Raw genomic sequence first — 23,699 nt, forward strand, 5'->3', positions numbered from 1 at the left:
GAGATTGGCTGCCCCTTCGGGTTTCGCCAATCTCCAACGTGGCAGAATTGGCGCGGCCGAGAAACTGCTGATCTCCCCCCTTGAGGGGGAGATGTCCGGCAGGACAGAGAGGGGGGCGAAGAAACGCGCCGATTCCAGTCTTGCGCCGCCGCTTCACGATCTGATCGGCCACCCCCCACTGTTTCACGTGAATCACCGCGCATCCCGGCGCCAACGATGTTTCACGTGAATCACTTCCCGATACAGAACTGCGAGAAGATGACGTCGAGCATGTCCTCGACATCGACGGCACCGACGATCCGGCCGAGACGGTCGGTCGCAAGCCGCAGTTCTTCGGCTCGCAGCTCCTGGCTTTGCCCTGACAGGGCCGCGGCGAGAAAGCCCTTAACTTCCTTCAAAAGTTCCACATGGCGGAGCCTGGACGGCAGGACATCGCCCGCGTCGCCGATCGCCTGCGCCGCGCGGCGGCCGATCTCATCCAGCAGCCCGGACAATCCGGTGCCGTCCCTGGAAGAAATCACCATGTCATAGTCCCCTTTGCTCGCCGCGAGATCGGCCTTCGTCCCGAGCCTCAACAACGGGACGCCGGCCGGCACCTCGCCTACCGGCCTCGGATCGACCATGTCCTCCAGCAGCAGCACGAGATCCGCCCCGCCGGCCCTGGCGCGCGCCCTTTCGATACCGATCGCCTCGACCTTCCCCGCGGCATCGCGCAGCCCGGCCGTATCGACCACGCGTATCATCACCCCGTTGAGATCCAGCACCACTTCGAGCAAATCCCGCGTCGTGCCCGGTTCGTCCGTGACGATCGCCGCCTCACGGCGCGCAAGCGCGTTGAACAGGCTGGACTTGCCGGCATTCGGCGCCCCGACGATGACCACCTCGAAGCCATCGCGAATGATCTCGGCCGCCTTGAACCCTTGAAGGTGACGCCCGATTTCGTCGACCATCGCCGCCACATCAGACCAGACCGCATCCGAAACGGAATCCGGCACATCCTCTTCGTCGGCGAAGTCGATCTCGGCCTCGATCATCGCCCGCGCATGGATCAGCCGGCGGCGCCAGGCCGAATAAAGCTCGCTCTGCGCGCCTTCCGCATTGCGCAAGGCGAAACGGCGCTGCGCCTCCGTCTCGGCATTGACCAGATCGGCCAGCGCCTCCGTCTCGACCAGGTCGAGCTTGCCGTTGAGAAAGGCGCGCCGGGTGAATTCGCCGGGTTCGGCATGCCGTACGCCTTCGAAACCGGTGATGGTCTCCAGCAGCTTTGCCGCAACGGCGCGGCTGCCATGGACCTGGAACTCGGCGACATCTTCGCCGGTGAAGCTGCCAGGACCCGGAAAGAACAAGACGAGGCCGCGATCGATCGTCGAGCCGTCGGCAGCCTTGAGCGTCCGCAACGTGGTAAACCGATCCTTAACGGACCCGGCGATCGTTTCGATCACGAATCGAGTCTTCGAGCCGGAAATGCGGATCACGGCGATGCCGGCCGGCAGCCGGCCGCTCGAAAGCGCTACGATTGAATCCTTCGAGGTCATCATCTGGGAAACCATTTGCCGGACCTGCCGAAGCGCCCTAGCCTTTGCTTATCAAACCCAACATGCCGAGCCGCCCATTGTGACCTTGCCCGCGCGAAACCTGCTTGCCGAAGAGGCCAGCCCCTATCTGCAGCAGCACAGCGACAATCCCGTCCACTGGCGCGGCTGGTCGCCCGCGGCCCTCGCCGAGGCGAAGGAACTTCAACGACCGATCCTGCTCTCCATCGGCTACGCCGCCTGCCACTGGTGCCATGTCATGGCGCATGAAAGCTTCGAGAACGACGCCGTGGCGGCCGTCATGAACCGGCTCTACGTGAATATCAAGGTCGATCGCGAGGAGCGGCCGGACATCGACCAGATCTACATGGCCGCGCTCCATGCCATGGGGGAGCAGGGCGGCTGGCCGCTGACCATGTTCCTGACCCCCGACGGCAAGCCGTTTTGGGGCGGCACCTACTTCCCGCGCGAGGCGCGTTACGGCCGGCCCGGCTTCATCCAGGTGCTGGAAGCGGTCGACAAGGCCTGGCGCGAAAAGCAGCAGAGTCTCGCCGAAAGCGCCGACGCTCTCACCGCGCATGTCGATGCGCGACTGGCCGGCGCTGGCGGGAAAGCGGTGCTCGATCGCGACACGCTTGCCAATCTCGCCGGACGCATCGACGGCATGATCGACCGCGACCGTGGCGGCTTGAGCGGCGCGCCGAAATTCCCCAATGCGCCATTCATGCATACAATGTGGCTGTCCTGGCTGCGCGACGGCCAGACCGCGCATCGCGACGCTGTGCTCACCAGCCTCGAAAAAATGCTCGCCGGTGGGATCTACGACCATGTCGGCGGCGGCCTCAGCCGCTATTCGACCGATGACGAATGGCTGGTGCCGCATTTCGAGAAGATGCTTTACGACAACGCCCAGCTGATCCGCCTGTGCAACTGGGCCTATGCAGCCACGGGCAACAGCTTGTTCCGGATACGAATCGAAGAGACCGTCGCCTGGCTGCTGCGCGAAATGACGGTCGAAGGCGGCGCCTTTGCCGCCAGCCTCGACGCCGACAGCGACGGCGAAGAGGGGCTTTTTTACACCTGGAGCCGAGAGGAGATCGAAACCGCGCTCGGTGACGATGCCCCGGTCTTCTTCCGGTATTTCGAGCTGGCCGCCCCGAATGGCTGGGAAGGCAAGCCGATCATCCGCCAGAGCGAAACGCAGCAACGCCAGGGCGCCGCCGACCACGCTCAGCTCGCACCGTTCAAGACGAAGCTGCTGGCTGTCCGGGAAAAGCGCGTCAGGCCGGGCCGCGATGGCAAGGCGCTCACCGACTGGAACGGGCTGATGATTGCGGCGCTGGCGGAGGCCGGCCGCTCCCTTGGACAACGAGGCTGGATCGACGCCGCGGCAAAAGCTTTCACCCATATTGTCGGGGCCAGCAAGGATGGTCGCCTGCCGCATTCCATGCTCGGCGCGAAGAAGCTGTTTCCGGCGCTGTCGAGCGACTATGCCGCAATGACCAACGCCGCGATCGCGCTGTTCGAGGCGACCGGTGATCCGGCCTATTCGGATCACGCCAGGCGCTTCATCGGCGAGCTCGACCGCTGGCACCGGGACAGCGAAAACGCCGGCTACTGGCTTACTGCGTCGGACAGCGGCGACGTTCCGATCCGCATCCGCGGCGACGTCGACGAGGCAATCCCTTCCGCCACCAGCCAGATCATCGAAGCGCTATTGCGGCTCTCTTCGCTCACTGGCGATCCCGATCTCTGGGAAAAAGCCTGGACAACCGCCGAACACGCCATGGGCCGCGCCGCGCAACAGACCTATGGCCAGGCCGGCATCGTCAACGCTTGTGCATTGGCGCTCGAGCCGCTGAAGCTGGTGCTGGTCGATAATCCGGACGATCCAAGCCTCGTTCCGGTTGCGAATCGGAATCCGGATCCGCGCCGGGTCGATATCGTCGTGCCGATCGGAACGGCGACGAATCGGCCGCTGCTCCCGGGAGGTGTGCTGCCGCCGACGGACAAGGCCGGCGCCTGGTTCTGCAGCGGGCAGCTGTGCCTGCCGGTTGTGACCGATGCTGGTGAATTGGAGAAGCTGTTGCGGCGAGGATAGATCCGCTCCTGTCATCTCAAGCGTCGGCGCTGCCCCTCATCTGGCTGCCGCCATCTTCTCCCCGTGAACGGGGAGAAGGGCGCTGTCGCCGCCGCTTTCGCCAATCGCCATCGTTGCCAGAATGAGCGCCAAGGTTGCGGCCGGCCTCTTTCTCCCCGTTCACGGGGAGAAATGCCCGGCAGGGCAATGAGGGGCAGCGCCAGCTTTCGCGATTCCGCTCCAGCCTTGCGCGAGCCGTACGAGGCGGAACCCAGGGTCGGGCAGCCGCTCGCCCCAATCACGTATTCATCGAATCGAAGAAGTCGGCGTTGGACTTGGTCTGCTTGAGCTTGTCGATAAGGAACTCGATCGCGTCGGTGGTGCCCATCGGCGCCAGGATGCGACGCAGCACGAAGATCTTCTGCAGGTCCGCGCGCGGCACCAGCAGGTCTTCCTTGCGGGTACCGGACTTGAGGATGTCCATCGCCGGATAGATGCGCTTGTCGGCCACCTTGCGGTCGAGCTGGATTTCGCAGTTGCCGGTGCCCTTGAACTCTTCGAAGATGACTTCGTCCATGCGACTGCCGGTATCGATCAGCGCCGTGGCGATGATGGTGAGCGACCCGCCTTCCTCGATGTTGCGGGCGGCACCGAAGAAGCGCTTCGGGCGCTGCAGCGCATTGGCGTCGACACCGCCGGTCAGCACCTTGCCGGATGACGGCACCACGGTGTTGTAGGCGCGGCCGAGGCGGGTGATCGAATCCAGGAGGATCACCACGTCGCGGCCATGCTCGACCAGGCGCTTGGCCTTCTCGATCACCATTTCGGCGACCTGAACGTGGCGCACCGCCGGCTCGTCGAAGGTCGAGGAGATCACCTCGCCCTTCACCGAGCGCTGCATGTCGGTCACTTCTTCCGGCCGCTCGTCGATCAGAAGCACGATCAGATAGCATTCCGGATGGTTGGCGGTGATCGAGTGCGCGATGTTCTGCATGAGAACGGTCTTGCCGGTACGCGGCTGCGCGTTGATCAGCGCGCGCTGTCCCTTGCCGATCGGCGCGACCAGGTCGATCACGCGCGGCGAGATATCCTTGCTGGTCGGATTGTCGACCTCCATCTTCAGCCGCTTGGTCGGATAGAGCGGCGTCAGGTTGTCGAAGTGGATCTTGTGCCGGATCTTTTCCGGATCGTCGAAATTGATGGTGTTGACCTTGAGCAGCGCGAAATAGCGCTCGCCCTCTTTCGGGCTGCGGATCGGTCCTTCGACCGTATCGCCGGTCTTCAGCGAAAAACGCCTGATCTGCGACGGGGAAATATAGATGTCGTCGGGACCCGGCAGGTAATTGGCGTTGGCCGAGCGCAGGAAGCCGAAACCGTCCTGCAGCACCTCGACGACGCCTTCGCCGATGATCTCGACGTCTTGCGCGGCGAGCTTCTTCAGGATCGCGAACATCAGCTCCTGCTTGCGCATGACGCTGGCGTTCTCCACCTCGAGCGATTCGGCATAAGCGATCAGCTCTGGCGGCTTCTTGTTCTTGAACTCTGAGAGTTTCATTTCTTGCATTAGATAGACTCTGGGTGGGCTTTGGAGAGGGAAAATCGGCTGGATGCGACAAATGCCGGGCGCGGCCGAAAGCAATGAAAGGGGCGGCGCATGACGGGAAGGAAGACCCGTCTTGTATCGTCGCTCGTCTGAAAGAGCAAGCCGCCTTTTGCTGGGCTTCTGCTGGATAAGAAAAAGCCTAGAACGGCTTCACGATGACCAGGATGACGATGACGATCATCAGCAATGTGGGGATCTCGTTGACGATCCGCCAGTGCCTTGCCGGTTTTTCGTTCTTGTCCTCGGCAAATTTCCGCACCGCGCCGGCGAGATAGCCGTGCAGGCCCGACAAGATGAGCACCAGAACGATCTTGGTGTGCAGCCAGCCGCCCTGGAATCCAAACCCTTTCCAGGCCAGCCAAAGCCCGAACACCCAGGTCACGATCATCGCCGGATTGATGATGCCGCGCAGCAGCCGGCGCTCCATCACCTTGAAGGTCTCGGACTGCACCGAGCCTTTCTCGGCATCGACGTGATAGACGAAGAGCCGCGGCAGATAGAGCATGCCGGCCATCCAGGCGATGACCGCAATCACATGGATTGCCTTGGCCCACGGATAGAAGCTGTCGGGCGCCGCCAAATAAAGCAGCGCGGTAAGCACCACGAGAACGGCAATGCCTATCGCCATGCGTTTCATCGCCTGGCCGGTGCTGTTCTCGTTGCCTGCCTTGCTCATCGGTGGCTCCTCACCATTTTCACCATCGCCTCGACATGCGCCACCGGCGTTTCCGGCGTGATGCCATGGCCGAGATTGAAGATCAGCGGCCCGTCTCCCAATGTCCGCAGGATGGAATCGACGCCATCGGCCAGCGCCTTGCCGCCGGCGACCAGGCGCAGCGGATCGAGATTGCCTTGCACCGCGCCGTTGCGCTGCAGCTCCCTTGCCATCGACAACGGCACGGTCCAGTCGAGACCAAGACCGGCAATGCCGGTTTTCCTCCTATAGTCGCGATAGCGTTCGCCGGCGCCTTTCGGAAAACCGATGACCGGCACATCGGGATAAACCGCCTTCACCTGCCGGACGATCTCGGCCACCGGCGCGACGCAGAAGGCCTCGAAGGAAGGTTCGTCCAACACGCCGGACCACGAGTCGAAAATCTGCACCACATCCGCGCCGGCTTCGATCTGGCGGATGAGATAGGCGGCCGAATGATCGGCCAGTGTCTTCAGGAGCTTTGCGAAAGCCTCCGGCTCGCGATAGGCGAAAAGCCGCGCGGGCGCCTGGTCCGGCGTGCCGTGGCCGGCAATCATGTAGGTCGCCACCGTCCAGGGCGCGCCGCAGAAGCCGATCAGCGTCGTCGCCTCTGGCAGTTTTACGCGCAACCGGCGCACGGTCTCGTAGACCGGTTCGAGATTCACGTGAAACGTTTCGCCGTCCAACGCCGAAATCTCCGGCGCCGTGATCGGCTTCAGGATCGGCCCGCGACCCTCTTCGAAACTGACATCACGCCCCAAGGCATTGGGCACGACGAGAATGTCGGAGAACAGGATCGAAGCGTCGAAGCCGAAGCGTTCGATCGGCTGCAACGTCACTTCCACGGCAAGGTCCGGATCGTAGCAGAGATCGAGGAAGGATCCGGCCCGCTTCCTTGTCTCACGATACTCGGGAAGATAGCGGCCGGCCTGACGCATCATCCAGAGCGGCGGCGGTGAAACCGTCTCGCCCTTGAGGACGTCCAGCATGATCCGTTTCCCAGCCATCCTGTGCTCGCCCTCTCCCTACCCTCTTAAATAAAATATCTATTTTAAAAGAGTCTTCTGATTCTAAGAGTCTGTTGGTTGTGATGGTTGCGACCTGTCCAGCCTGCGGCTTGAAAAGGCCAGTCAGCATATTGTCGCGTACTCGCTTTCGCAATTTGGAGCGATCTGGGGATGAAGCGGATTCAGGCTGTCGAGTCAAAAGCTTGGCTTCCTCGTTCCGGGCTCCGTGCTGTGGATGGAATCGGCCAAGAAAAGTTGATCCCCGGTTTTGTCCCCAGCGCCGCGACGAAGCCTACAGCGCGGCGAATTGTGGACAACGAGCCATCTGATACAGTCGCCCGCATCGCCAAGGCCTTCCCATCCAGCCTTGTCCACAATTGCCCACAGCCTGGACCCACCCCTTGTGAATAAACCTCAGAGTTTCTTTCATCTGCATCTGATCTCCGACGCCACCGGCGAAACCTTGCTGGCAGCCGGCCGCGCGGCGTCCGCCCAGTACAAGGATGCGCGCGCCATCGAGCATATCTATCCGCTGATCCGGACCGAGAAGCAGGTCGCCAAGGTCTTCGAGGATATCGAGGAGGAGCCCGGCATCATTCTCTATACGGTGGTCGACCAGAAGCTCGCGCGCTCGATCGACGAACGCTGCGCCACCATGGGCCTGCCTTGCGTCTCGGTGCTGGAACCGGTGCTCACCGTTTTCCAATCCTATCTCGGCACGCCCGCCGGCCGCCGCGTCGGCGCCCAGCATGTTCTCGACGCCGAATATTTCCGCCGCATCGATGCGTTGAACTTCACCATGGAGCATGATGACGGCCAGCTGCCGGCCAATATGGACGATGCCGATATCGTGCTGATAGGCATCTCGCGCACCTCGAAGACGCCGACCAGCATCTATCTCGCCAATCGCGGCATCAAGACCGCCAACATCCCGATCGTGCTCGGCGTGCCGCTGCCCGAAAGCCTGATCGCCGCCAAGACGCCGCTTGTCGTCGGCCTCGTTGCCACGGCCGAGCGTATCTCGCATGTCCGGCAAAACCGCATCCTCGGCAGCAGCGCGGCTTTCGTGTCGACCGACTATGTCGACCGCGCCGCGATCAACGAGGAACTCGCCTATGCACGTCAGCTTTGCACCAGGCATGGCTGGCCGATGATCGATGTCAGCCGCCGCTCCATCGAGGAAACGGCGGCGGCCATCGTTGCCCTGCGGGGAAAGACGCGGTAACTGAGATTGGCCGAGACGCCGGCCGCTCTTCGTCATCCTAGGGCGGAGCAAGGAGCGAAGCGACGCGGCGTAGACCCTAGGATCCATGCCGTGACGTCGAAGTGTTGCGACGGTGTAGAATTCTGCCCCGCTGCGCCCCTCGGCCGAGGTTATGGCATGGATCCTAGGGTCTTCGCGACGGAGCTTCGCTCCTGCTCCGCCCTAGGATGACGAAGTTCGTAGGGCTTTGGCCATTCTCCAAAGTTTGTGCTGGACCCCTCGGACAAACGATGGGGTCAACAGCGTCAGGGAGCTAATTGGGCGAAGATCATGGCCGAGAAGATCATCCTCGCTTCGGGCAGTCCGTACCGCAAGGCGATGCTCGTCAATGCCGGCCTCGACATCGAGGCGGTGCCGGCCGATGTCGACGAGCGCGCGCTCGAGGCTCCGCTGAAGGACAGCGGCGTTTCGCCGGAGGACGTCGCCTCGATCCTGGCCGAGGCCAAGGCGGCCGAGGTCAGCGAGCGCAAGCCAGGCTCCCTGGTGCTAGGCTGCGACCAGACGCTGTCGCTGGGCGACGAGATTTTTCACAAGCCCAACGACATGGAAAGCGCGCGGAGGCATCTCCTGGCTTTGTCGGGCAAAACCCACCAATTGAACAGCGCCGCCGTGCTCTGCCGCAACGGCGAGGTGCTGTGGCGCCATGTCGGCGTCGCCAGCCTGACCATGCGCGAGCTCGATCCCGCCTTCATCGGCCGGCATCTGGCCCGCGTCGGCGCCAAGGCCTTGTCCAGCGTCGGCGCCTATCAGATCGAGGGCGAAGGCATCCAGCTGTTCGAGAAGATCGAGGGCGATTATTTCACCATCGTCGGCCTGCCGCTTCTGCCGGTGCTGAAGGAGTTGCGAGCCTTGGGAGCGATCGATGGCTGAGAAAAAGGCCTTTGTCACCGGGCATCCAATCGCGCATTCACGCTCGCCGAAGATCCACGGCCATTGGCTGGCGACATACGGCATCGACGGCAGCTACCAGGCGATCGACGTGCGGCCGCAAGATCTTGCCACATTCCTGGGATCGCTCGAGCAGAGTGGCCTTCGCGGCGGCAATGTCACCATCCCGCACAAGGAGGCGGCCTTCGCCCTGGTCGACCAGCACGACGAGGCGGCCGAGGCGATCGGCGCGGTCAATACGCTCTGGCTGGAAGACGGCCAGCTCTGGGGCGGCAATTCGGACTGGATCGGTTTCGCCGGCAATCTCGACCAATATGCGCCGGGCTGGGCGGGGAACGGCCCGGCCGTGGTGCTCGGCGCCGGCGGTGCCTCCCGCGCCGTCATCCACGCGCTGAAGCAGCGCGGCGTGAAGGACATCCGCATCATCAACCGCACGCTGCCGAGAGCCCGGGAACTCGCCGACCGGTTCGGCGCCGGGGTTTCCGCGCATGGCGCGGATGCGGTCGGCGAGCTGCTGGCCGATGCCGGCCTGCTCGTCAACACCACCTCGCTCGGCATGCATGGCGACGCAACGCTTTCCGCCGATCCGGGCGGGCTGCCGGACCATGCTATCGTCACCGACATCGTCTATGTGCCGCTGGAGACACCTTTGCTGGCCGCCGCCAAGGCGCGCGGCCTGAAGACGGTCGACGGCCTCGGCATGCTGCTGCATCAGGCGGTGCCCGGTTTCGAACGCTGGTTCGGCAGGAAGCCGGAGGTCACGCCCGTATTGCGGCGCATGATCATCTCCGACATCGAAGGCCATTGACGGTCATGATCGTGCTCGGCCTCACCGGATCGATCGGCATGGGCAAGTCGGCCACGGCGAAAATGTTCGCCGAGGCGGGTGTGCCGGTGCATGATTCCGACGAGACCGTGCATCGTCTCTATGCCGGCAAGGCGGCGCCGCTGGTCGAAGCGGCCTTCCCGGGCACGACGCAAGCGGGCGTGGTCGATCGCGCAGAACTCGGCCGGCAAGTGCTCGCCGATCCCGCCGCGCTGAAGAAACTGGAAGCGATCGTGCACCCGCTGGTGCGCGCCGACGCCGATGCGTTTCTCGCCAGGCATCGCGCCGCCGGCGCGCCGGTTGTGGTGCTCGACATTCCGCTCCTCTTCGAAACCGGCGGCCGCAACCGCGTCGACAAGGTCGTGGTCGTCACCGCTTCGGCCGAGATCCAGCGTGAGCGCGTGCTGGCCAGGCCAGGCATGAGCGAGGAGAAGTTTTCGTCGATCCTCGCCAAGCAGGTGCCCGACGCCGAAAAACGTCGCCAGGCCGATTTCATCGTCGACACAGGGTATGGCTTTGAAGCGGCGCGTCAGGCGGTCGAAGCGATCATTGCAGAACTGGTGGGGGAAAAGTCCGGCAAAGCCGGCTCCTGACTACAAGCCGTCAGCAGTTCCCATTGCCATTTTGTTCTGGTTTGTGATTCTGCTCTCTTGGAGCGGATTGATTCGGAATGCGTGAGATCATCTTCGATACGGAAACCACCGGCCTCGACTTGCGCGACGACCGCGTCATCGAGCTCGGCGGAATCGAGCTGGTCAACCGCTTCCCGACCGGCCGCACCTTTCACAAATTCATCAATCCGCAGGGGCGCGCGATCCACGCCGAGGCGCAGGCCGTGCATGGCATCAGCGCCGCGGACCTGGTCGGCAAGCCGACCTTCGCCGAAATCGCCGAGGAATGGCTGGCCTTCACCGACGGCGCCAAGCTGATCGCCCACAACGCCACCTTCGACATCGGCTTCCTCAATCTCGAATTCAGCCGGCTCGATCATCCGGCCATCGATCCGGGTCGCGTCGTCGACACGCTGGCGCTGGCGCGCCGCAAGCATCCGATGGGCCCGAACTCGCTCGACGCGCTGTGCCGGCGCTACGGCATCGACAACGCCCGCCGCACCAAGCACGGCGCGCTGCTCGATTCCGAATTGCTGGCCGAAGTCTATATCGAGCTCATCGGCGGCAAGCAGGCGGCGCTGGTCCTGGAGTCGGTGGCGGTGCAGATGAACGGCTCCGGCCAGGTGGCCGATATCGACATCTCTGTCGGCGCCAGGCCGATCGCGCTGCCGCCGCGGCTCAGCGAAGCGGACCGCGCGGCCCATGCCGGGCTTGTCGCGACGCTGGGCGAAAAAGCGCTTTGGCTGAAGGTGGCGGTGGGGTGAGCGGCGCTCTGGCACCAACCTATGCCGTTAGCCGAATCCCTCCGCGACGTCGTCATACTCGGGCTTGACCCGAGTATCCATGCCGTGACCTCTGCCGTAGAGTGCAACGGCGAAGAATTCTGTAACCGCCGCAACGCCTTAGCGTAACGGCATGGATTCCAGGGTCTGCGCGCGTCGCTCCGCTCCTTGCTCCGCCCTGGAATGACGACCGCACAGGGGTCTTCGCTAATCTCAGATGTTTCCAACAAAAAAGCCCGGCCGAAGCCGGGCTTTCGGTAGGTCAGCGCAAGTCCGCTCAGCTCACCTGGACCTTGCCCGCGGCCTGGTCCTCGGCGACGCGCTGCTGGAACATCTGCGCGAAATCGATCGGGTCGAGCATCAGCGGCGGGAAGCCGCCATTGCGGGTGGCGTCGGCGATGATCTGGCGGGCGAAGGGGAACAGAAGCCGCGGGCATTCGATGAACAGGAGCGGCAGCATGTGCTCCTGCGGGAAGCCCGAGATGGCGAAGACGCCGCCATAGACCAACTCGACATTGAACAGCACTTCCTGGTCGAACGAAGCCTTGGCGTTCAAGGTCAGGTTGACGTCGAACTGCTTGTCCGAAAGCGGGTTGGCGTTGACGTTGACATTGATGGCGATGCCCGGAGCCTTGTCGCGGCCGCGCAGCGAGTTCGGCGCGCCGGGGCTTTCGAAGGACAGGTCCTTCACATACTGGGCAAGCACATTGAGCGAGGGCTGGTTCTGCGTGCCGTTGCCGTTGCCGTTGGCGGCGCCCGTCGCGGCGTCATCGTTGCTGGCCATGAGCCTTTAGTCCTTTTGCCTGGGCAGCGCTGCTGACCGGATTGAAATCGCGGGTTCGCTACCATGGCCGGCCAGACAAAACAAGTTTTGCCGCCTCTATCGGGCAGCGGGTAAAGGGCTGGTTGCTCGACGCAAGGATATCGATAAGTTGCCGGTTGTCGGCGGCCGGTTTTTCGCCGTTCATTTCCGTGAAGTCAGCGCAAAAGCCGGGGATTGGCTGAGCCTTCCCAACCTCGTCATTCTATGGCGGAGCAAGGAGCGAAGCGACGCGGCGCAGACCATAGAATCCATGCCGTTACGTCGAGGCCGCGCCAACGGTGCAGAATTCTGGACCCCTCGCACCTACGGCAACGGTCACGGCATGGATTCTAGGGTCTTCGCGACGGAGCTTCGCTCCTGCTCCGCCCTAGAATGACGATCGCGATGAGCGTTTCGGCCAATCGCCGAGGCATACCACCTGCCAACGAAGACATAGCCGACCGGCCAGATCCCCTGTGTCGCGAACCTAATCGTTCTTCAGCCGCCGCCACGGTGAATTGTGATCCGGCCGGTTCGGATAATCGTCGCGCGAATAGTCGGCGTCGTCGAGGTCGATGACGTTGTCGCGCCGGCGGGCCGAAAAGCCGCTGCTGAAGCTGGTCGCCATGACGATGCGGCTCTTGAGCAGACGCCAGGCGAAGTCGCGCACCGGCGGCAATAGGAGGAGAATGGCGAAGATGTCGGTGATGAAGCCCGGGATGATCAGCAGGATCGCCGCCAGGACGATCATCGCGCCATGCGCGAGCTCGCGGCTGGGGTCGCGCCCGGCATCCATCTCCGTCCGCACCCGCGCCATGACGCCAAATCCCTGGTGCCTCAGAAGCAGGCTGCCGGCGACGCTGGAAAGGAGGACCAGCCCGACCGTCGCCAAAGCGCCGATCTCGCGACCGACTACGACGAAGCCGGCGATCTCCAGAAGCGGCAGCAGGAGCAGGAACAGCGGGATGAACGAAATGCGCAAGTCTTTGACCGATCGCTTTCTTCGTTTGCGGCGCTCGCGGACAATCGCCGCTGGCCTTGGCGCCCTTACATAGGTATGGCTGCCTTTGATTTGAATGATTGCGCCTGCCGTTCTATATGCTTTGAGTGTTGAACGCTATGCGACCGCGGTCCCGAGGGGTTACGCTGGTCCGGCAAGGACAGGGATCGGTTGGCGGAAAATATGGGTTTCTTCGACTTCGGCACGATTTTCTTCCTGATTGCGGCGGTTGTGATCTTTTTCCAGCTGCGCAACGTGCTTGGACGTCGCACGGGAAACGAGCGTCCGCCCTTCGATCCCTATTCGGCGAGTCGTGCGCGCGAGGCCGATACGGCGCAGAAGCCTGAAAACGTGGTGTCGCTGCCGCGCAAGCGCGCGCCGGGCGAAACCGCGCCCGAGATCTATGCCGCGATCGACGCCTTCGCCAAGCCGGACACCGATCTCAACAAGGGCCTGCGCACGATCAAGGACAATGACGCATCCTTTGAACCGAAGACCTTCGTCGACGGCGCCAAGATGGCTTACGAGATGATCGTCATGGCCTATGCCGATGGCGACCGCAAGACGCTGAAGAATCTCCTGTCGCGCGAAGTCTATGACGGGTTCGTCGCCGCGATCGGCGAGCGCGAGGCGAAATCGGAAAAGATCCAGTCGTCCTTCGTCGGCATCGACAAGGCCGACATCGTCGCCGCCGAAATGAAGGGCTCGGAAGCGCATATCACGCTGCGCGTCGTCTCCGAGCTGATCTCGGCGACCCGCGACAAGGCCGGCGCCGTCATCGACGGCGACCCGGAGACGGTAGCCGAGGTCAAGGATGTCTGGACCTTCGCCCGCGACACCCGCTCGCGCGACCCGAACTGGAAGCTCGTCGCCACCGAAGAAGAAGATTGAGCTTAGGCGGCGGGGCTCGGTCGTGCCGCTCTCTTCCATATTCAGCGAAAAATCCTTCGGCGATCTCACCGGCTGGGGCGAGGATGACCACGTCGCGGCCTTCGCCGCGTTTCGCCGCTCCGCCTTGCATGCCCCGGTAAAGCCCTATCGCACCGGTTCGCTCGGCGTAGATTTCGATGCTTTTGCCGAGGCCTATGCCGAGGCGCGCGCCGTTTCGGCGCCGAATCGGTCCGAGGCCCAGGCCTTCTTCGAGCGTCATTTCGTTCCGATGCTGGTGAAAGCCGACAATGGCGCCGGTCTCGTTACCGGTTTCTACGAACCCGAGGTCGAAGCCTCGCCGGTCAGGACCGGGCGGTTCGTCGTGCCGCTGCTTTCCCGCCCCGCCGACCTGATCGACATCGACGACGACAACCGGCCGGCGGGAATGGACATCTATCTGGCCTTCGCCCGCCGGACGGATGACGGCCCTGTCGAGTATTTCGACCGCGGCGCAATCGAGCGCGGCGCGCTTCTCGGCCAAAATCTCGAAATCGCCTGGCTCGCCGAAAAAGTCGATGCCTTCTTCATCCATGTGCAGGGCGCGGCGCGTCTGAAGATGACAGACGGCAGGCTCAGCCGCGTCACCTACGCAGCGAAATCGGGCCAGCGCTTCACCGGCCCTGGCAAAATCTTGAGCGAGCTCGGCGAAATCCCGCTGGAAAAGGTGACGATGCAGTCGATCCGCGCCTGGTTCAAGGCGCATCCCGATCGTGCCGACGAGATCCTGTGGCGCAACCGCTCCTACATCTTCTTCCGAGAAGCCGCGGTCGACGATGCGGCGCTTGGACCCATCGCCGCCGCCAAGGTGCCGCTGACGCCCGGGCGCTCCGTCGCGGTCGACCGGCTGCTGCACACCTTCGGCACGCCCTTTTACATCGACTCCCCGACGCTCACCGCCTTCGACGGAAAACCGTTCCGGCGGCTGATGATCGCGCAGGACACCGGCTCGGCCATCACCGGACCCGCGCGCGGCGACCTCTTCGCCGGCTCGGGCGACGCCGCCGGCGAGATCGCCGGCGTGGTCCGCAACGCGGCCGACTTCTACGCGCTGGTGCCACGCGGCTTGATCGACGGAGGGCGCCGGTGAGCCGCCGCGACGATCATCTGAGCGACGACGACCGCATCCTGTGGAACCTGGTGGCGCGTTCGGCCCGGCCGCTGAAGGGCAAGACCGCCGTCGAGATCCCCGACATCATCGAGCCGAAGCCGACGCCGGCGACGGCTCCGGCCAACGGCGCCCCGGCGGCTGCCGCGAAACCCAAGACGCAGCATGTGGCGCATTCGCTTGACGACCAGACCCACGAGAAGCTGAAGAAAGGCCGGCTGCCGATTGAAGGCCGCGTCGACTTGCACGGCATGACGCAGGACGAGGCCTATTCGCTGCTGCATACCTTCCTGCATCGCGCGCATGCCGGCGGCATCCGCTACGTGCTGATCATCACCGGCAAGGGCTCGTCCTCCGGCGGCGATGGCATCCTGCGCCGCGCCGTGCCGGCCTGGCTGTCGACGCCGGCTTTCCGCCACCTGGTCTCCAGCCATGATCACGCCGCCCGCAACCATGGCGGCTCCGGCGCGCTCTATGTGCGGCTGAGGCGGATACGCTCATGAGCCAACCGAGATGACCCCGTTCGGCGAGAAGCTGCGGGCGCTGCGCGCCGAGCGCGGCGTCAGCCAGAAGGCGATGGCGCAGGCCATCGGCGTCAGCGCGGCCTATCTGTCGGCGCTCGAGCATGGCCGCCGCGGCGCCCCGACCTGGACGCTGATCCAGAAGATCATCGGCTATTTCAACATCATCTGGGACGACGCCGAGGACCTCGCCCGCCTCGCCGAAAGCTCGCACCCAAGGGTCAGGATAGACACGTCGGGCCTGTCGCCCGCGGCAACGGAGCTGGCCAATCTGCTGGCCGAAAGCATCGAGAAGCTGGACGAGACGGAGTTGCGGAAGATCACCGCATCGGTCCGGGCGTCGTTACGGGGATAATCGGCGGATGGCCGACGACAACGCTCGCGGTTAGCCGAAGCGCCCGAACGTCGTCATCCACGGGCGGAGCGGGAGCGAAGCGGACGCGCAGACCCGAGGATCCATTCCGTGACCTCAAGCGAAGGGCAAAGGCGGCGCAGAACAGAGGTCGTTCTGCACCGCCGTGACGTTTGCGGGTCACGGAATGGATCCTATGGTCTGCGCCGCGTCGCTTCGCTCCTTGCTTCGCCATAGGATGACGACGGCGCGAGGGGTAAGGCTTCCCTTCACTACGCTGCGGGCAGCCCTTATTGCTTCCCGGCGCCGGCGCCATTCGTGCTACCGCGGCCGCCATTGCCATTATGGTCGCGGCCACCGTTGCCACCACCCAGACAAGCCGAGGAGTCGGTGCCGCAGCAACGGCCGCTCCACAGATCGTTGAGATTGGTCTTGGCGCAGCTTTTGACGGTCTCGGCCGCCAGGGCTGATCCGGTCAGGGCGGACACCGCGACAGCGGCGAGGAAGGTGTTTCGCAGAAAAGCAGTCATTTGAATTCTCCATGATTGGGTTTGTCGTCCACGGCTGTGTGTCGCCAGCCGGACGCAAAGGGTTCATGGAGTTGTGCAAAAATTTTCGGAGGCCCGTCGCCTTCGGGTCTGCGCTGCGTCGCTAACGCTCCTTGCTTCGCCCTGGAATGACGAAGCCACGTGAGCTGAGGCTTTCGCCTTACTGCACCGAGCCGACCAGCACCGCCTGGCCGTCGCGGATCGATACCCAGCGTCCGGTGTTGTCGATCGCCTGGCGCTTCAGGAAGCGGTAGCCGGTGGCGTCCCAGGCCTTGACCCTGTCGGTCAGATTATCGAGCACATAGTCGCCCCTGTCGGTGCGCACCGTCAAAACCGAATGGCCTTCACCGTCCTGCTTGCGCACGACGGTGATCAAAAGGTCGGCCAGCGACATGCCCATGCGATAGAGCTCGCGCCGCTTCTCCAGCACATAGTCTTCGCAATCGCCGTAGCCATTGTCCGGATAGGTCCAGACTTCATCCTTGCCGTAATTGTCCAGGTCGCTCATCGGCTTGACGGCGGCGTTGATCCTTGCGGTCACGCTGACCAGCCTGCGCCACAGAGCGTCGGTCATCTTGGCCGGGTCGAGATCGACCGGACGGATATTGCATTCGCTCGGACGGGATTTGCAGAAATCATAGTGGCCGATCGGCTGCGACGTCAGGCCGCCCGTGGCCATCGCGCCCGCCGCCCATGCGGGCGCCGCCCAGTGAGCCGAAATCGCCAGCCCTGCGACTGCACACAAGCGCAGGATCCGCGCCATCGGTGAGGAGTTCATTGTCCCCCGTCCGCCCTGTTCTTTTATTAACGAAACGTTAACGGGGATTTACAGTCCGTGTCAATTAGAGACAACAGCTAGTTTGACGGCATGGTTACCCGGACGATCCCGTAGCGGCACTTTCGCAACAGCGGCACGGGTGCAGCACCGGCGGCCGCCGGGCGGCGGCGGAAACGGAAATCCGCTTTGAAGCGGTTTGCGGCGTTCAGTTTTTTGCGGAACGGACCAGCTTCGGCTTCGCCGCCACCCGGTGCTGGCGGCCATAGCTTGAAATGAAGTCGGCGATGCGCGGCACGATCTCCGAGCGGAAGCGAGAGCCGTTGAAGACGCCGTAATGGCCGACGGCCGGCTGCATGTAATGCGCCTGCCTCTCGGCCGGGATGTTGACGCAAAGGTCGTGCGCGGCCTGGGTCTGGCCGAGGCCGGAAATGTCGTCGTTCTCGCCTTCGATGGTCAGCAGCGCGACGTTGCGGATCGCCTTCGGATCGACCGGCTCGCCGCGATGCGTCATCTCGCCCTTCGGCAAAGCGTGCCGCACGAACACGGTGTCGACCGTCTGCAGGTAGAATTCCGCCGTCAGGTCCATCACCGCCAGATATTCGTCATAGAAGTCGCGGTGCTTCTCGGCGTTGTCGCCGTCATGCTTCACAAGGTGCATGAAGAAGTCCTTGTGGGCGATGATGTGGCGGTCGAGGTTCATGCTCATGAAGCCCGAAAGCTGCAGGAAACCGGGATAGACCGCGCGGCCGAAGCCCTGCACCGGCCACGGCGCCTGCATGATCACATTGTCGCGGAACCAGTCGATGCCCTTTTCCTTGGCCAGGAGATTGACCGCGGTCGGATTGCGGCGCGTGTCGACCGGGCCGCCCATCAGCGTCATGGTGGAAGGCACGAAGGGATCGCCGCGCTTTTCCATCAGCGCCACCGCCGCCAGCACCGGCACCGAAGGCTGGCATACCGCCATCACATGGGTGTCGGGGCCGAGCGCATGGAACATCTCGATGACATAGTCGATATAGTCGTCGAGATCGAAGCTGCCTTGCGCCACCGGCACCATGCGGGCATCGACCCAGTCGGTGATGTGCACGTCCGCGTGAGGAAGCATCGCCTCGACCGTGCCGCGCAGCAGCGTCGCGTAATGGCCCGACATCGGCGCCACGATCAAAAGCTTCGGGTCGGGCTTGCGGCCGGCCGGCACGGAACGTTCGAAGCGGATCAGGTTGCAGAACGGCTTCGACCAGACGGTCTTTTCCGTGACCCCGACGCTTTTCCAGTCGACCACGGTCTTGTCCAGGCCGAATTGCGGCTTGCCGTAGCGGCGCGTGGTGCGCTCGAAGAGTTCGGCGGTCGCCGCGACCGAACGGCCGAACGGGGTGTGGGAGATCGGATTGAGCGGGTTGGAGTAGAACAGCCGCACCGCGTCGGCGTAGAGGCGGGCCGGCTGCAGCGCCGCATGGTTCATTTCGTAGAGCTGGTAGAACATCGAGAACCCCGCTGCCGTCCGGCGACCAAAGGGACTACGGACTGCGCCGAGCCTTGAATGTCTCTTGGCGAGGTTAACAAGATATTGTTGCGATGCAACACGTCATTTTGTCTGACGAATGCTTCTTGCGTTCAACCTGTTGAAAATCGGGCTTGAACGACGGAGCCGGCTCAATGTGCACTGCCGAAATGTGAAAGATATGTGTCCGGCCGCTCATGCCCGGCACCGGCCATGATGCCGAACCGCCGGGGCCGCATTGGATCGTGGCGCGACGGCTGGTTCCCCGACAAACGCCGGGGGATTCGTCGAAACCTCTCAACCTCGTCATCCACGGGCGGAGCGACGCGAAGCGGCGCGCAGACCCGAGGATCCATTCCGTGACCTTGGCCGTCGAATGCTGCGGAGCAGAATCCTGCACCGTTGTGACGCTTCGAAGTAACGGCATGGATTCTATGGTCTGCGCGCGTCGCTTCGCTCCTTGCTCCGCCATAGAATGACGATCGCGATGGGCGTTTCGGCCAATCTCCAAGGCATGCCGCCTGCCAACGCAAACAGAGCCGACCAGTCAAAATCCCCGTGCAGTGTATCAGACGCGCGCCATGCAGACGGCGGTATGGCCCGAGCCGATGAAACCCAACTGGCCGGCGGCGCCGCGCGAGAGATCGAGCATGCGTCCCTTCACGAACGGGCCGCGATCGTTGATGCGCACGACGACGCTGCGGCCGTTGTTCTTGTTGGTGACCCTGAGCTTGGTGCCGAAGGGCAGGCTGCGATGGGCGGCAGTCAGTGCCGAGGGGTTCATGCGTTCCCCTGAGGCGGTTCTGGAATGCAGCGCATACCAGGAAGCGCGGCCGCACTGCGCGGCGGAGGAGGCCGAAGACGCGCCAGCCATCAGGCCAGCCGCGATCGTCACCGCGACAAGCGCGGTCTGGTTGGTTTTCTTCATGCTGTGGGGGTGGCTCCGTTAGAGATAGGCCCCGCCGATATGTGTCGAATGAGGCGGGAAATGCGGCATTGATCTGGCGGTTCCATGGCAATGGCACACGTTTGGAGTCGCCACGAAACAGTTTGTCATGATATTTCCGACACCGGATGGGCGTATTCTCAATGAATATCGGACCGGCATCCGGGACATTCCGGGCAAGATCGGTCCTCAAGATTTGAAGTAGAGAGGAACGGAACTGCTTCGGTTCCTCCGCGTCTTTTGTTGCGTCCCCGTTACCGTTTAGGATCGACTTTCGGAGAGGGTCTGGTCGATGCGATTGATCAGGTTTGTGCTGGCGCTGATTGTGCTTGGCATCGGTGCGCTGTGGTCGCTGCAGGGCTTCGGCGTCGTCAACGGCAGCTTCATGACCGGCCACACGCAATGGCTCTATATCGGGCTCGTCACCATGCTGGTCGGCCTCGTCGGGCTACGCTGGGCGAACCGCTCGCGCATCTGACCGGCCGGCGGGGGGCTATCCTTTCTCCAGCAAGGGAGAAGGGGGAGCTGTCCCGGCAGCTTCAGGCGGCCTTCGCCGCCGGCTTGGCCGATTTGACGTGGGTGACGCTGCGGCGTCCGTCGACGCTGACCGGCACGTCGCCGTCGACCGTCGCGCGGCGCACGATCCTGTGTTCGCCGCCATAGTCGTTGACCGCATAATGCTGGGTGGCCCGGTTGTCCCAGATCACGACGTCGCCGGCCTGCCACCGCCACCGCACGGTATTCTCGGGCGCCGTCACATAGCTCTGGAACAGCTCGTAGAGCTTCGAGGAGTCGCTCTTCGACAGGCCGACGAAGCGCTGGACGAAATTGCCCAGAAGCAGCGACCGCTCGCCGGTCTCCGGATGCACGCGCACGACAGGATGCTCGGTTTCGTAGACGGTCGAGGTGAAGACCTCCTCGAAATGCTTCCTTTCCTCTGCCGAGGCGCGGGGACGCACGGCGGCGTAATCATAGGCATTGCTGTGGATGGCCCAGAGATTGTCGGCCAGGAGCTTGAGCGGCGCCGGCAGGCTTTCATAGGCGGCCTGCGTGTTGGACCAGATGGTGTCGCCTCCGGCCGCGGGAATGACGACGCCGCGAAGCACCGAGAATTTCGGATAGGCGTCCACGAAGGTGACGTCCGTATGCCATTGGTCGGCGCGGCCGCCGCCGCGGCTGGAATCGAGATTGAGGATCGAGGCGGTGCCCGCCACCGGTCCTTGCGTGGGGTGAGGCACAAGATCGCCAAGCCGCCGCGCGAACAATTCATGCTCTGAATCGTCGAGATGGTCCTGGCCGCGGAAGAAGACGACCTTATGCTTCAAAAGCAGCTGGTTGATCGATGCGATGGCGGCGTCCGCCAGGCTTCCGCCGAGGCGAATGCCTCTGATTTCCGCTCCGACGCGGGCAGTCAAGGGAACGACATCGCTGTCGGGAATGATCTGGTCGACAAGGGTCGGGGTGCTCATGGGTCTCTCCTGGTTGCTCTTCGGGGAAAAGGCCGGTCGCGGATCGATCAGTGGGACCAGTACTGCCAGGCCCAGTAGAAGCTCTCGTCACGCGGCGGCAGGCGATCGCGTTCGCCGGCAAGCAGCGCCGGAGCCGGCGATTTCGGTTCGTCCTTGGGTCGCCCGTCCTCCAGGCGCTTGTCGCTCGGTGGCAGACGCAACAGCCACGTGCCGACATGCGCGAACAGCACTGCGGTGGAATGGGTCATCGTCTTTCTCCTTTCGCTTGCGTTCATTCCCGCCCTGCCCAGGGCGAGCGGGACGGCCATGGCGCCGTCATGACGAGCGCCACCGCCGGGATCTCCGACGGCGCGCCGGTCCTCGGCGACCCGACCGACTGGGCGGAGCCGAACGCCCTGACGAAGGAAGCGTCGTGGGGAATGGCTGACATGGAAGGCTCCGTTACCCGCGAGAAAACCGGATTGCCTTGCTATCGTCGGTTAATTCTATCGGGTTTGTAGAGTTAAATCCTTCCAAGTAAGCGGGCTTTCTTGGAAAAGTGTCGCCGGGTACCGGCGGCATAAGCGCAAAAGGACGGTCGCGGGATGGATTCGTCAGCCGCCGGTAAAAGCCTTCGAGATTGGCGAAAGTCGTCGCGACAGCCAATCTCCCCCCTCGTGGGGGAGATGTCCGGCAGGACAGAGGGGGGCGCTGTCTCGCCAGCGTTTCAAAGCTTCTTCACTGCCGCCGCGCTCCAAGGTCTCGGGGCTCGCAAGGGGTGAGATCGGTCGTGATCCTTCGCGCCCCCCACTGGCCTGCCGGCCATCTCCCCCACGAGGGGGGAGATCGGCAGCTTCGCCGCCGGCGCTCCGCATTCTGCGAAAAAAGACTGCAACGAACGAAAATCCTCCCAACACCTTTCCCAGGTAAATCCGTGCCCCAGATAGCGGCGGAATTGAAACGAGGTTCCGTGTGCGAGCGGGTTAGTATAGTAATCTTATCAACATTAGGGAGAGAGAACGATGCGCGACCACCTGACCCGCATACCGCCAGTCGTTCATGGCGGCCTGACGGCTGCGGCATTGGCCGCCTAGGCTCGGTCGCGGCCCCTCGATAGCTCCTGAATTCAGCCATGGTTGGACGCGCCAATTCCATCATCATTGTCGGCGGCGGTGCCAGCGGCGTCGTGCTGGCCGTGCACCTGTTGAAGTCGCCCAATCCGGACCTGCGCGTCACGCTGATCGAGAAGCGGCCGCATTTCGGCCAGGGCATGGCTTATTCGACGCTGCTCTCGGCGCATGTGCTCAACGTCAACGCCTCCGGCATGAGCGCCCATGCCGACGACCCGACCCATTTCGCCCGCTGGGTGCTGGAGCGCGGCCTGGCCAAACCGGACCAGGGGCCGTTCTATGCGCCGCGCAGCCTCTACGCCCGCTATCTGCAGGAATTGCTCGACGGCCTCGAGGAACGCGAACGCGAGACCGGCCGGCTGCGCCTGATCCGCGAGGAGAGCCTGGCGATCGCGCCGACCCCGTCCGGCGTCGAGGTGACCCTGGCCAACGGCACCAGCGTCGTCGCGCATCTTGCCGTCTTGGCCACCGGCCACGACGAACAGCCCGGCGCCTTCCAGGGCCACGCCATCCGCATGGGTTCGGAGGCCGACGCCGCGCTCGGCCCTGAGGCCCCGGTCCTGCTGCTGGGAACCGGCTTGAGCATGGTCGATGCCTTCCTGTCGCTCGAGCAGCGCGGCCATCGCGGCGCCATCGTCGCGGTGTCACGGCGCGGCCTGCTGCCATCGCCGCACCGCAAGGGCAACCCGATCAAGCTCGACATCGCCGATATTCCGCTGGGCACCCAGCTTTCCTATTTCGTCGGCTGGTTCCGCAATTTGATCCGCGAGACCCAGAAGGCCGGCGGCGACTGGCGCGACGTCGTCGACGGGCTGCGGCCCTTCAACCAGACGATCTGGCAGAACTGGCCGTCCTCGGCCAAGCGCCGCTTCGTCGAGCACACCAAGGCCTGGTGGGACATCCATCGCCACCGCATGGCGCCGGAAGTCTACGCGCGTGTCACCGAAGCGGTGCGCTCTGGCCGCATCCGGCTTGTCGCCGGCAGGGTCGTGAACGTCGAGCCGAACGATGGCTTCGTCGTGAAGATCCAGCCGCGCGGCACGCAGGACGTCGAGACCCTGGACGTCGCGCGCATCTACGATTGCATGGGCATCGCCCGCGACATCTCGAAAACCTCGAACGGCGTCGTGCGCTCGCTGATCGAGCGCGGCCTGGCGCGCCCGGACCCCTTGCGCCTCGGCCTCGACGTCACCGCGAAATGCGAGTTGATCGCCGCCGACGCCACGGTGTCGTCGAAGATCCTCGCCGTCGGGCCGCTGACGCGCGGCACCTTCTTCGAGATCGACGCCATTCCGGATATACGCGTGCAGTGCGCGAAGCTCAGCAAGCAATTGCTGGGGTAGCGGGTTGG

The 23,699-nt window shown here is 63.7% G+C and carries 25 protein-coding genes; 12 read left to right on the top strand and 13 right to left on the bottom strand.

The annotated features are described in order from the left end of the window. Positions 1–230 precede the first annotated feature (230 nt). The gene (mnmE, locus tag AC0L2L_RS11355; protein ID WP_473578473.1) at positions 231–1,535 is read right to left on the bottom strand and encodes a tRNA uridine-5-carboxymethylaminomethyl(34) synthesis GTPase MnmE; all 1,305 of its coding nucleotides are present in this window, start codon (positions 1,533–1,535) and stop codon (positions 231–233) included. Positions 1,536–1,614: 79 nt separating this feature from the next. On the opposite strand from mnmE, the gene AC0L2L_RS11360 reads away from it, so the two are divergent. After that, positions 1,615–3,633, top strand: coding sequence for a thioredoxin domain-containing protein (locus tag AC0L2L_RS11360; protein ID WP_473578338.1), 2,019 nt, complete (start codon positions 1,615–1,617; stop codon positions 3,631–3,633). A gap of 277 nt (positions 3,634–3,910) precedes the next feature. On the opposite strand, the gene rho is transcribed toward AC0L2L_RS11360, so the two are convergent. The 3 genes from rho to hemE form a co-directional block, all read right to left on the bottom strand. After that, entirely contained in the window at positions 3,911–5,176 is a 1,266-nt protein-coding gene (gene rho, locus AC0L2L_RS11365; RefSeq protein WP_473578339.1) for a transcription termination factor Rho, read from the bottom strand. A 178-nt stretch (positions 5,177–5,354) separates the two neighbouring features. Continuing rightward, complete coding sequence (hemJ, locus tag AC0L2L_RS11370) at positions 5,355–5,891, bottom strand: protoporphyrinogen oxidase HemJ (RefSeq protein WP_473578341.1); 537 nt, start codon at positions 5,889–5,891, stop codon at positions 5,355–5,357. Then, positions 5,888–6,916: a uroporphyrinogen decarboxylase gene (hemE, locus tag AC0L2L_RS11375; protein WP_473578343.1), complete on the bottom strand. Its 1,029-nt coding sequence runs from the start codon at positions 6,914–6,916 to the stop codon at positions 5,888–5,890. The genes hemJ and hemE overlap by 4 nt, the downstream gene beginning before the upstream one ends. Before the next feature lie 403 nt (positions 6,917–7,319). Between hemE and AC0L2L_RS11380 the strand changes: the two genes are divergently transcribed. The 5 genes from AC0L2L_RS11380 to dnaQ all read left to right on the top strand — a co-directional run bounded on the left by AC0L2L_RS11380 (position 7,320) and on the right by dnaQ (position 11,269). Next, positions 7,320–8,141, top strand: coding sequence for a pyruvate, water dikinase regulatory protein (locus AC0L2L_RS11380; protein ID WP_473578344.1), 822 nt, complete (start codon positions 7,320–7,322; stop codon positions 8,139–8,141). Between the two features lie 309 nt (positions 8,142–8,450). Beyond that, complete coding sequence (locus AC0L2L_RS11385; protein ID WP_473578346.1) at positions 8,451–9,050, top strand: Maf-like protein; 600 nt, start codon at positions 8,451–8,453, stop codon at positions 9,048–9,050. Further along, positions 9,043–9,876, top strand: coding sequence for a shikimate dehydrogenase (locus AC0L2L_RS11390; protein WP_473578348.1), 834 nt, complete (start codon positions 9,043–9,045; stop codon positions 9,874–9,876). The genes AC0L2L_RS11385 and AC0L2L_RS11390 overlap by 8 nt, the downstream gene beginning before the upstream one ends. A 5-nt stretch (positions 9,877–9,881) precedes the next feature. After that, on the top strand, positions 9,882–10,487 hold the full coding sequence (gene coaE, locus AC0L2L_RS11395) for a dephospho-CoA kinase (protein ID WP_473578475.1): 606 nt from the start codon (positions 9,882–9,884) through the stop codon (positions 10,485–10,487). Positions 10,488–10,564: 77 nt separating this feature from the next. Further along, positions 10,565–11,269, top strand: a complete 705-nt coding sequence (gene dnaQ / locus AC0L2L_RS11400) for a DNA polymerase III subunit epsilon (RefSeq protein ID WP_473578350.1) — start codon at positions 10,565–10,567, stop codon at positions 11,267–11,269. Positions 11,270–11,564: 295 nt separating this feature from the next. Here the strand turns inward: dnaQ and secB are convergent, their stop codons facing one another. Next, positions 11,565–12,071: a protein-export chaperone SecB gene (gene secB, locus AC0L2L_RS11405; RefSeq protein WP_473578352.1), complete on the bottom strand. Its 507-nt coding sequence runs from the start codon at positions 12,069–12,071 to the stop codon at positions 11,565–11,567. A gap of 505 nt (positions 12,072–12,576) precedes the next feature. Further along, a complete protein-coding gene (locus tag AC0L2L_RS11410) occupies positions 12,577–13,071 on the bottom strand; it encodes an FxsA family protein (RefSeq protein ID WP_473578354.1) in 495 nt (164 codons plus the stop codon). A 201-nt stretch (positions 13,072–13,272) separates the two neighbouring features. On the opposite strand from AC0L2L_RS11410, the gene AC0L2L_RS11415 reads away from it, so the two are divergent. From AC0L2L_RS11415 to AC0L2L_RS11430, 4 genes are read left to right on the top strand one after another with little or no spacing between them, the layout of a single operon-like run. Next, entirely contained in the window at positions 13,273–13,980 is a 708-nt protein-coding gene (locus tag AC0L2L_RS11415) for a Tim44/TimA family putative adaptor protein (RefSeq protein WP_473578356.1), read from the top strand. A gap of 22 nt (positions 13,981–14,002) precedes the next feature. Then, positions 14,003–15,106 carry a murein transglycosylase A gene (mltA, locus tag AC0L2L_RS11420; protein WP_473578358.1) on the top strand — a complete coding sequence of 368 codons (1,104 nt, stop codon included), beginning with the start codon at positions 14,003–14,005 and terminating at the stop codon, positions 15,104–15,106. After that, on the top strand, positions 15,103–15,627 hold the full coding sequence (locus AC0L2L_RS11425; protein WP_473578360.1) for a Smr/MutS family protein: 525 nt from the start codon (positions 15,103–15,105) through the stop codon (positions 15,625–15,627). The genes mltA and AC0L2L_RS11425 overlap by 4 nt, the downstream gene beginning before the upstream one ends. A gap of 10 nt (positions 15,628–15,637) precedes the next feature. Next, positions 15,638–16,000, top strand: coding sequence for a helix-turn-helix domain-containing protein (locus AC0L2L_RS11430; RefSeq protein ID WP_473578362.1), 363 nt, complete (start codon positions 15,638–15,640; stop codon positions 15,998–16,000). A gap of 287 nt (positions 16,001–16,287) precedes the next feature. On the opposite strand, the gene AC0L2L_RS11435 is transcribed toward AC0L2L_RS11430, so the two are convergent. The 4 genes from AC0L2L_RS11435 to AC0L2L_RS11450 form a co-directional block, all read right to left on the bottom strand. Further along, complete coding sequence (locus AC0L2L_RS11435) at positions 16,288–16,527, bottom strand: hypothetical protein (protein ID WP_473578364.1); 240 nt, start codon at positions 16,525–16,527, stop codon at positions 16,288–16,290. Between the two features lie 178 nt (positions 16,528–16,705). Continuing rightward, on the bottom strand, positions 16,706–17,323 hold the full coding sequence (locus tag AC0L2L_RS11440) for a transglutaminase-like cysteine peptidase (protein ID WP_473578366.1): 618 nt from the start codon (positions 17,321–17,323) through the stop codon (positions 16,706–16,708). A 205-nt stretch (positions 17,324–17,528) separates the two neighbouring features. Further along, positions 17,529–18,806 (bottom strand): polyhydroxyalkanoate depolymerase, encoded by a 1,278-nt coding sequence (locus AC0L2L_RS11445; protein WP_473578368.1) that lies wholly within the window; start codon positions 18,804–18,806, stop codon positions 17,529–17,531. Between the two features lie 586 nt (positions 18,807–19,392). After that, on the bottom strand, positions 19,393–19,752 hold the full coding sequence (locus AC0L2L_RS11450; protein WP_027169587.1) for a septal ring lytic transglycosylase RlpA family protein: 360 nt from the start codon (positions 19,750–19,752) through the stop codon (positions 19,393–19,395). 310 nt (positions 19,753–20,062) lie between these two features. On the opposite strand from AC0L2L_RS11450, the gene AC0L2L_RS11455 reads away from it, so the two are divergent. Further along, positions 20,063–20,248 carry a hypothetical protein gene (locus AC0L2L_RS11455; RefSeq protein ID WP_473578370.1) on the top strand — a complete coding sequence of 62 codons (186 nt, stop codon included), beginning with the start codon at positions 20,063–20,065 and terminating at the stop codon, positions 20,246–20,248. A gap of 61 nt (positions 20,249–20,309) precedes the next feature. On the opposite strand, the gene AC0L2L_RS11460 is transcribed toward AC0L2L_RS11455, so the two are convergent. The 3 genes from AC0L2L_RS11460 to AC0L2L_RS11470 are packed head-to-tail and all read right to left on the bottom strand — an operon-like array spanning position 20,310 to position 21,669. Then, positions 20,310–21,239 carry a TauD/TfdA dioxygenase family protein gene (locus tag AC0L2L_RS11460; protein WP_473578372.1) on the bottom strand — a complete coding sequence of 310 codons (930 nt, stop codon included), beginning with the start codon at positions 21,237–21,239 and terminating at the stop codon, positions 20,310–20,312. A gap of 47 nt (positions 21,240–21,286) precedes the next feature. After that, on the bottom strand, positions 21,287–21,487 hold the full coding sequence (locus tag AC0L2L_RS11465) for a hypothetical protein (protein ID WP_473578373.1): 201 nt from the start codon (positions 21,485–21,487) through the stop codon (positions 21,287–21,289). Between the two features lie 23 nt (positions 21,488–21,510). After that, entirely contained in the window at positions 21,511–21,669 is a 159-nt protein-coding gene (locus AC0L2L_RS11470) for a hypothetical protein (protein WP_473578374.1), read from the bottom strand. 681 nt (positions 21,670–22,350) lie between these two features. Here AC0L2L_RS11470 and AC0L2L_RS11475 point away from each other — a divergent pair. Beyond that, positions 22,351–23,691 (top strand): FAD/NAD(P)-binding protein, encoded by a 1,341-nt coding sequence (locus tag AC0L2L_RS11475; RefSeq protein WP_473578376.1) that lies wholly within the window; start codon positions 22,351–22,353, stop codon positions 23,689–23,691. Positions 23,692–23,699 lie beyond the last annotated feature (8 nt).

The organism is Mesorhizobium sp. WSM4832 (genome assembly GCF_055811115.1).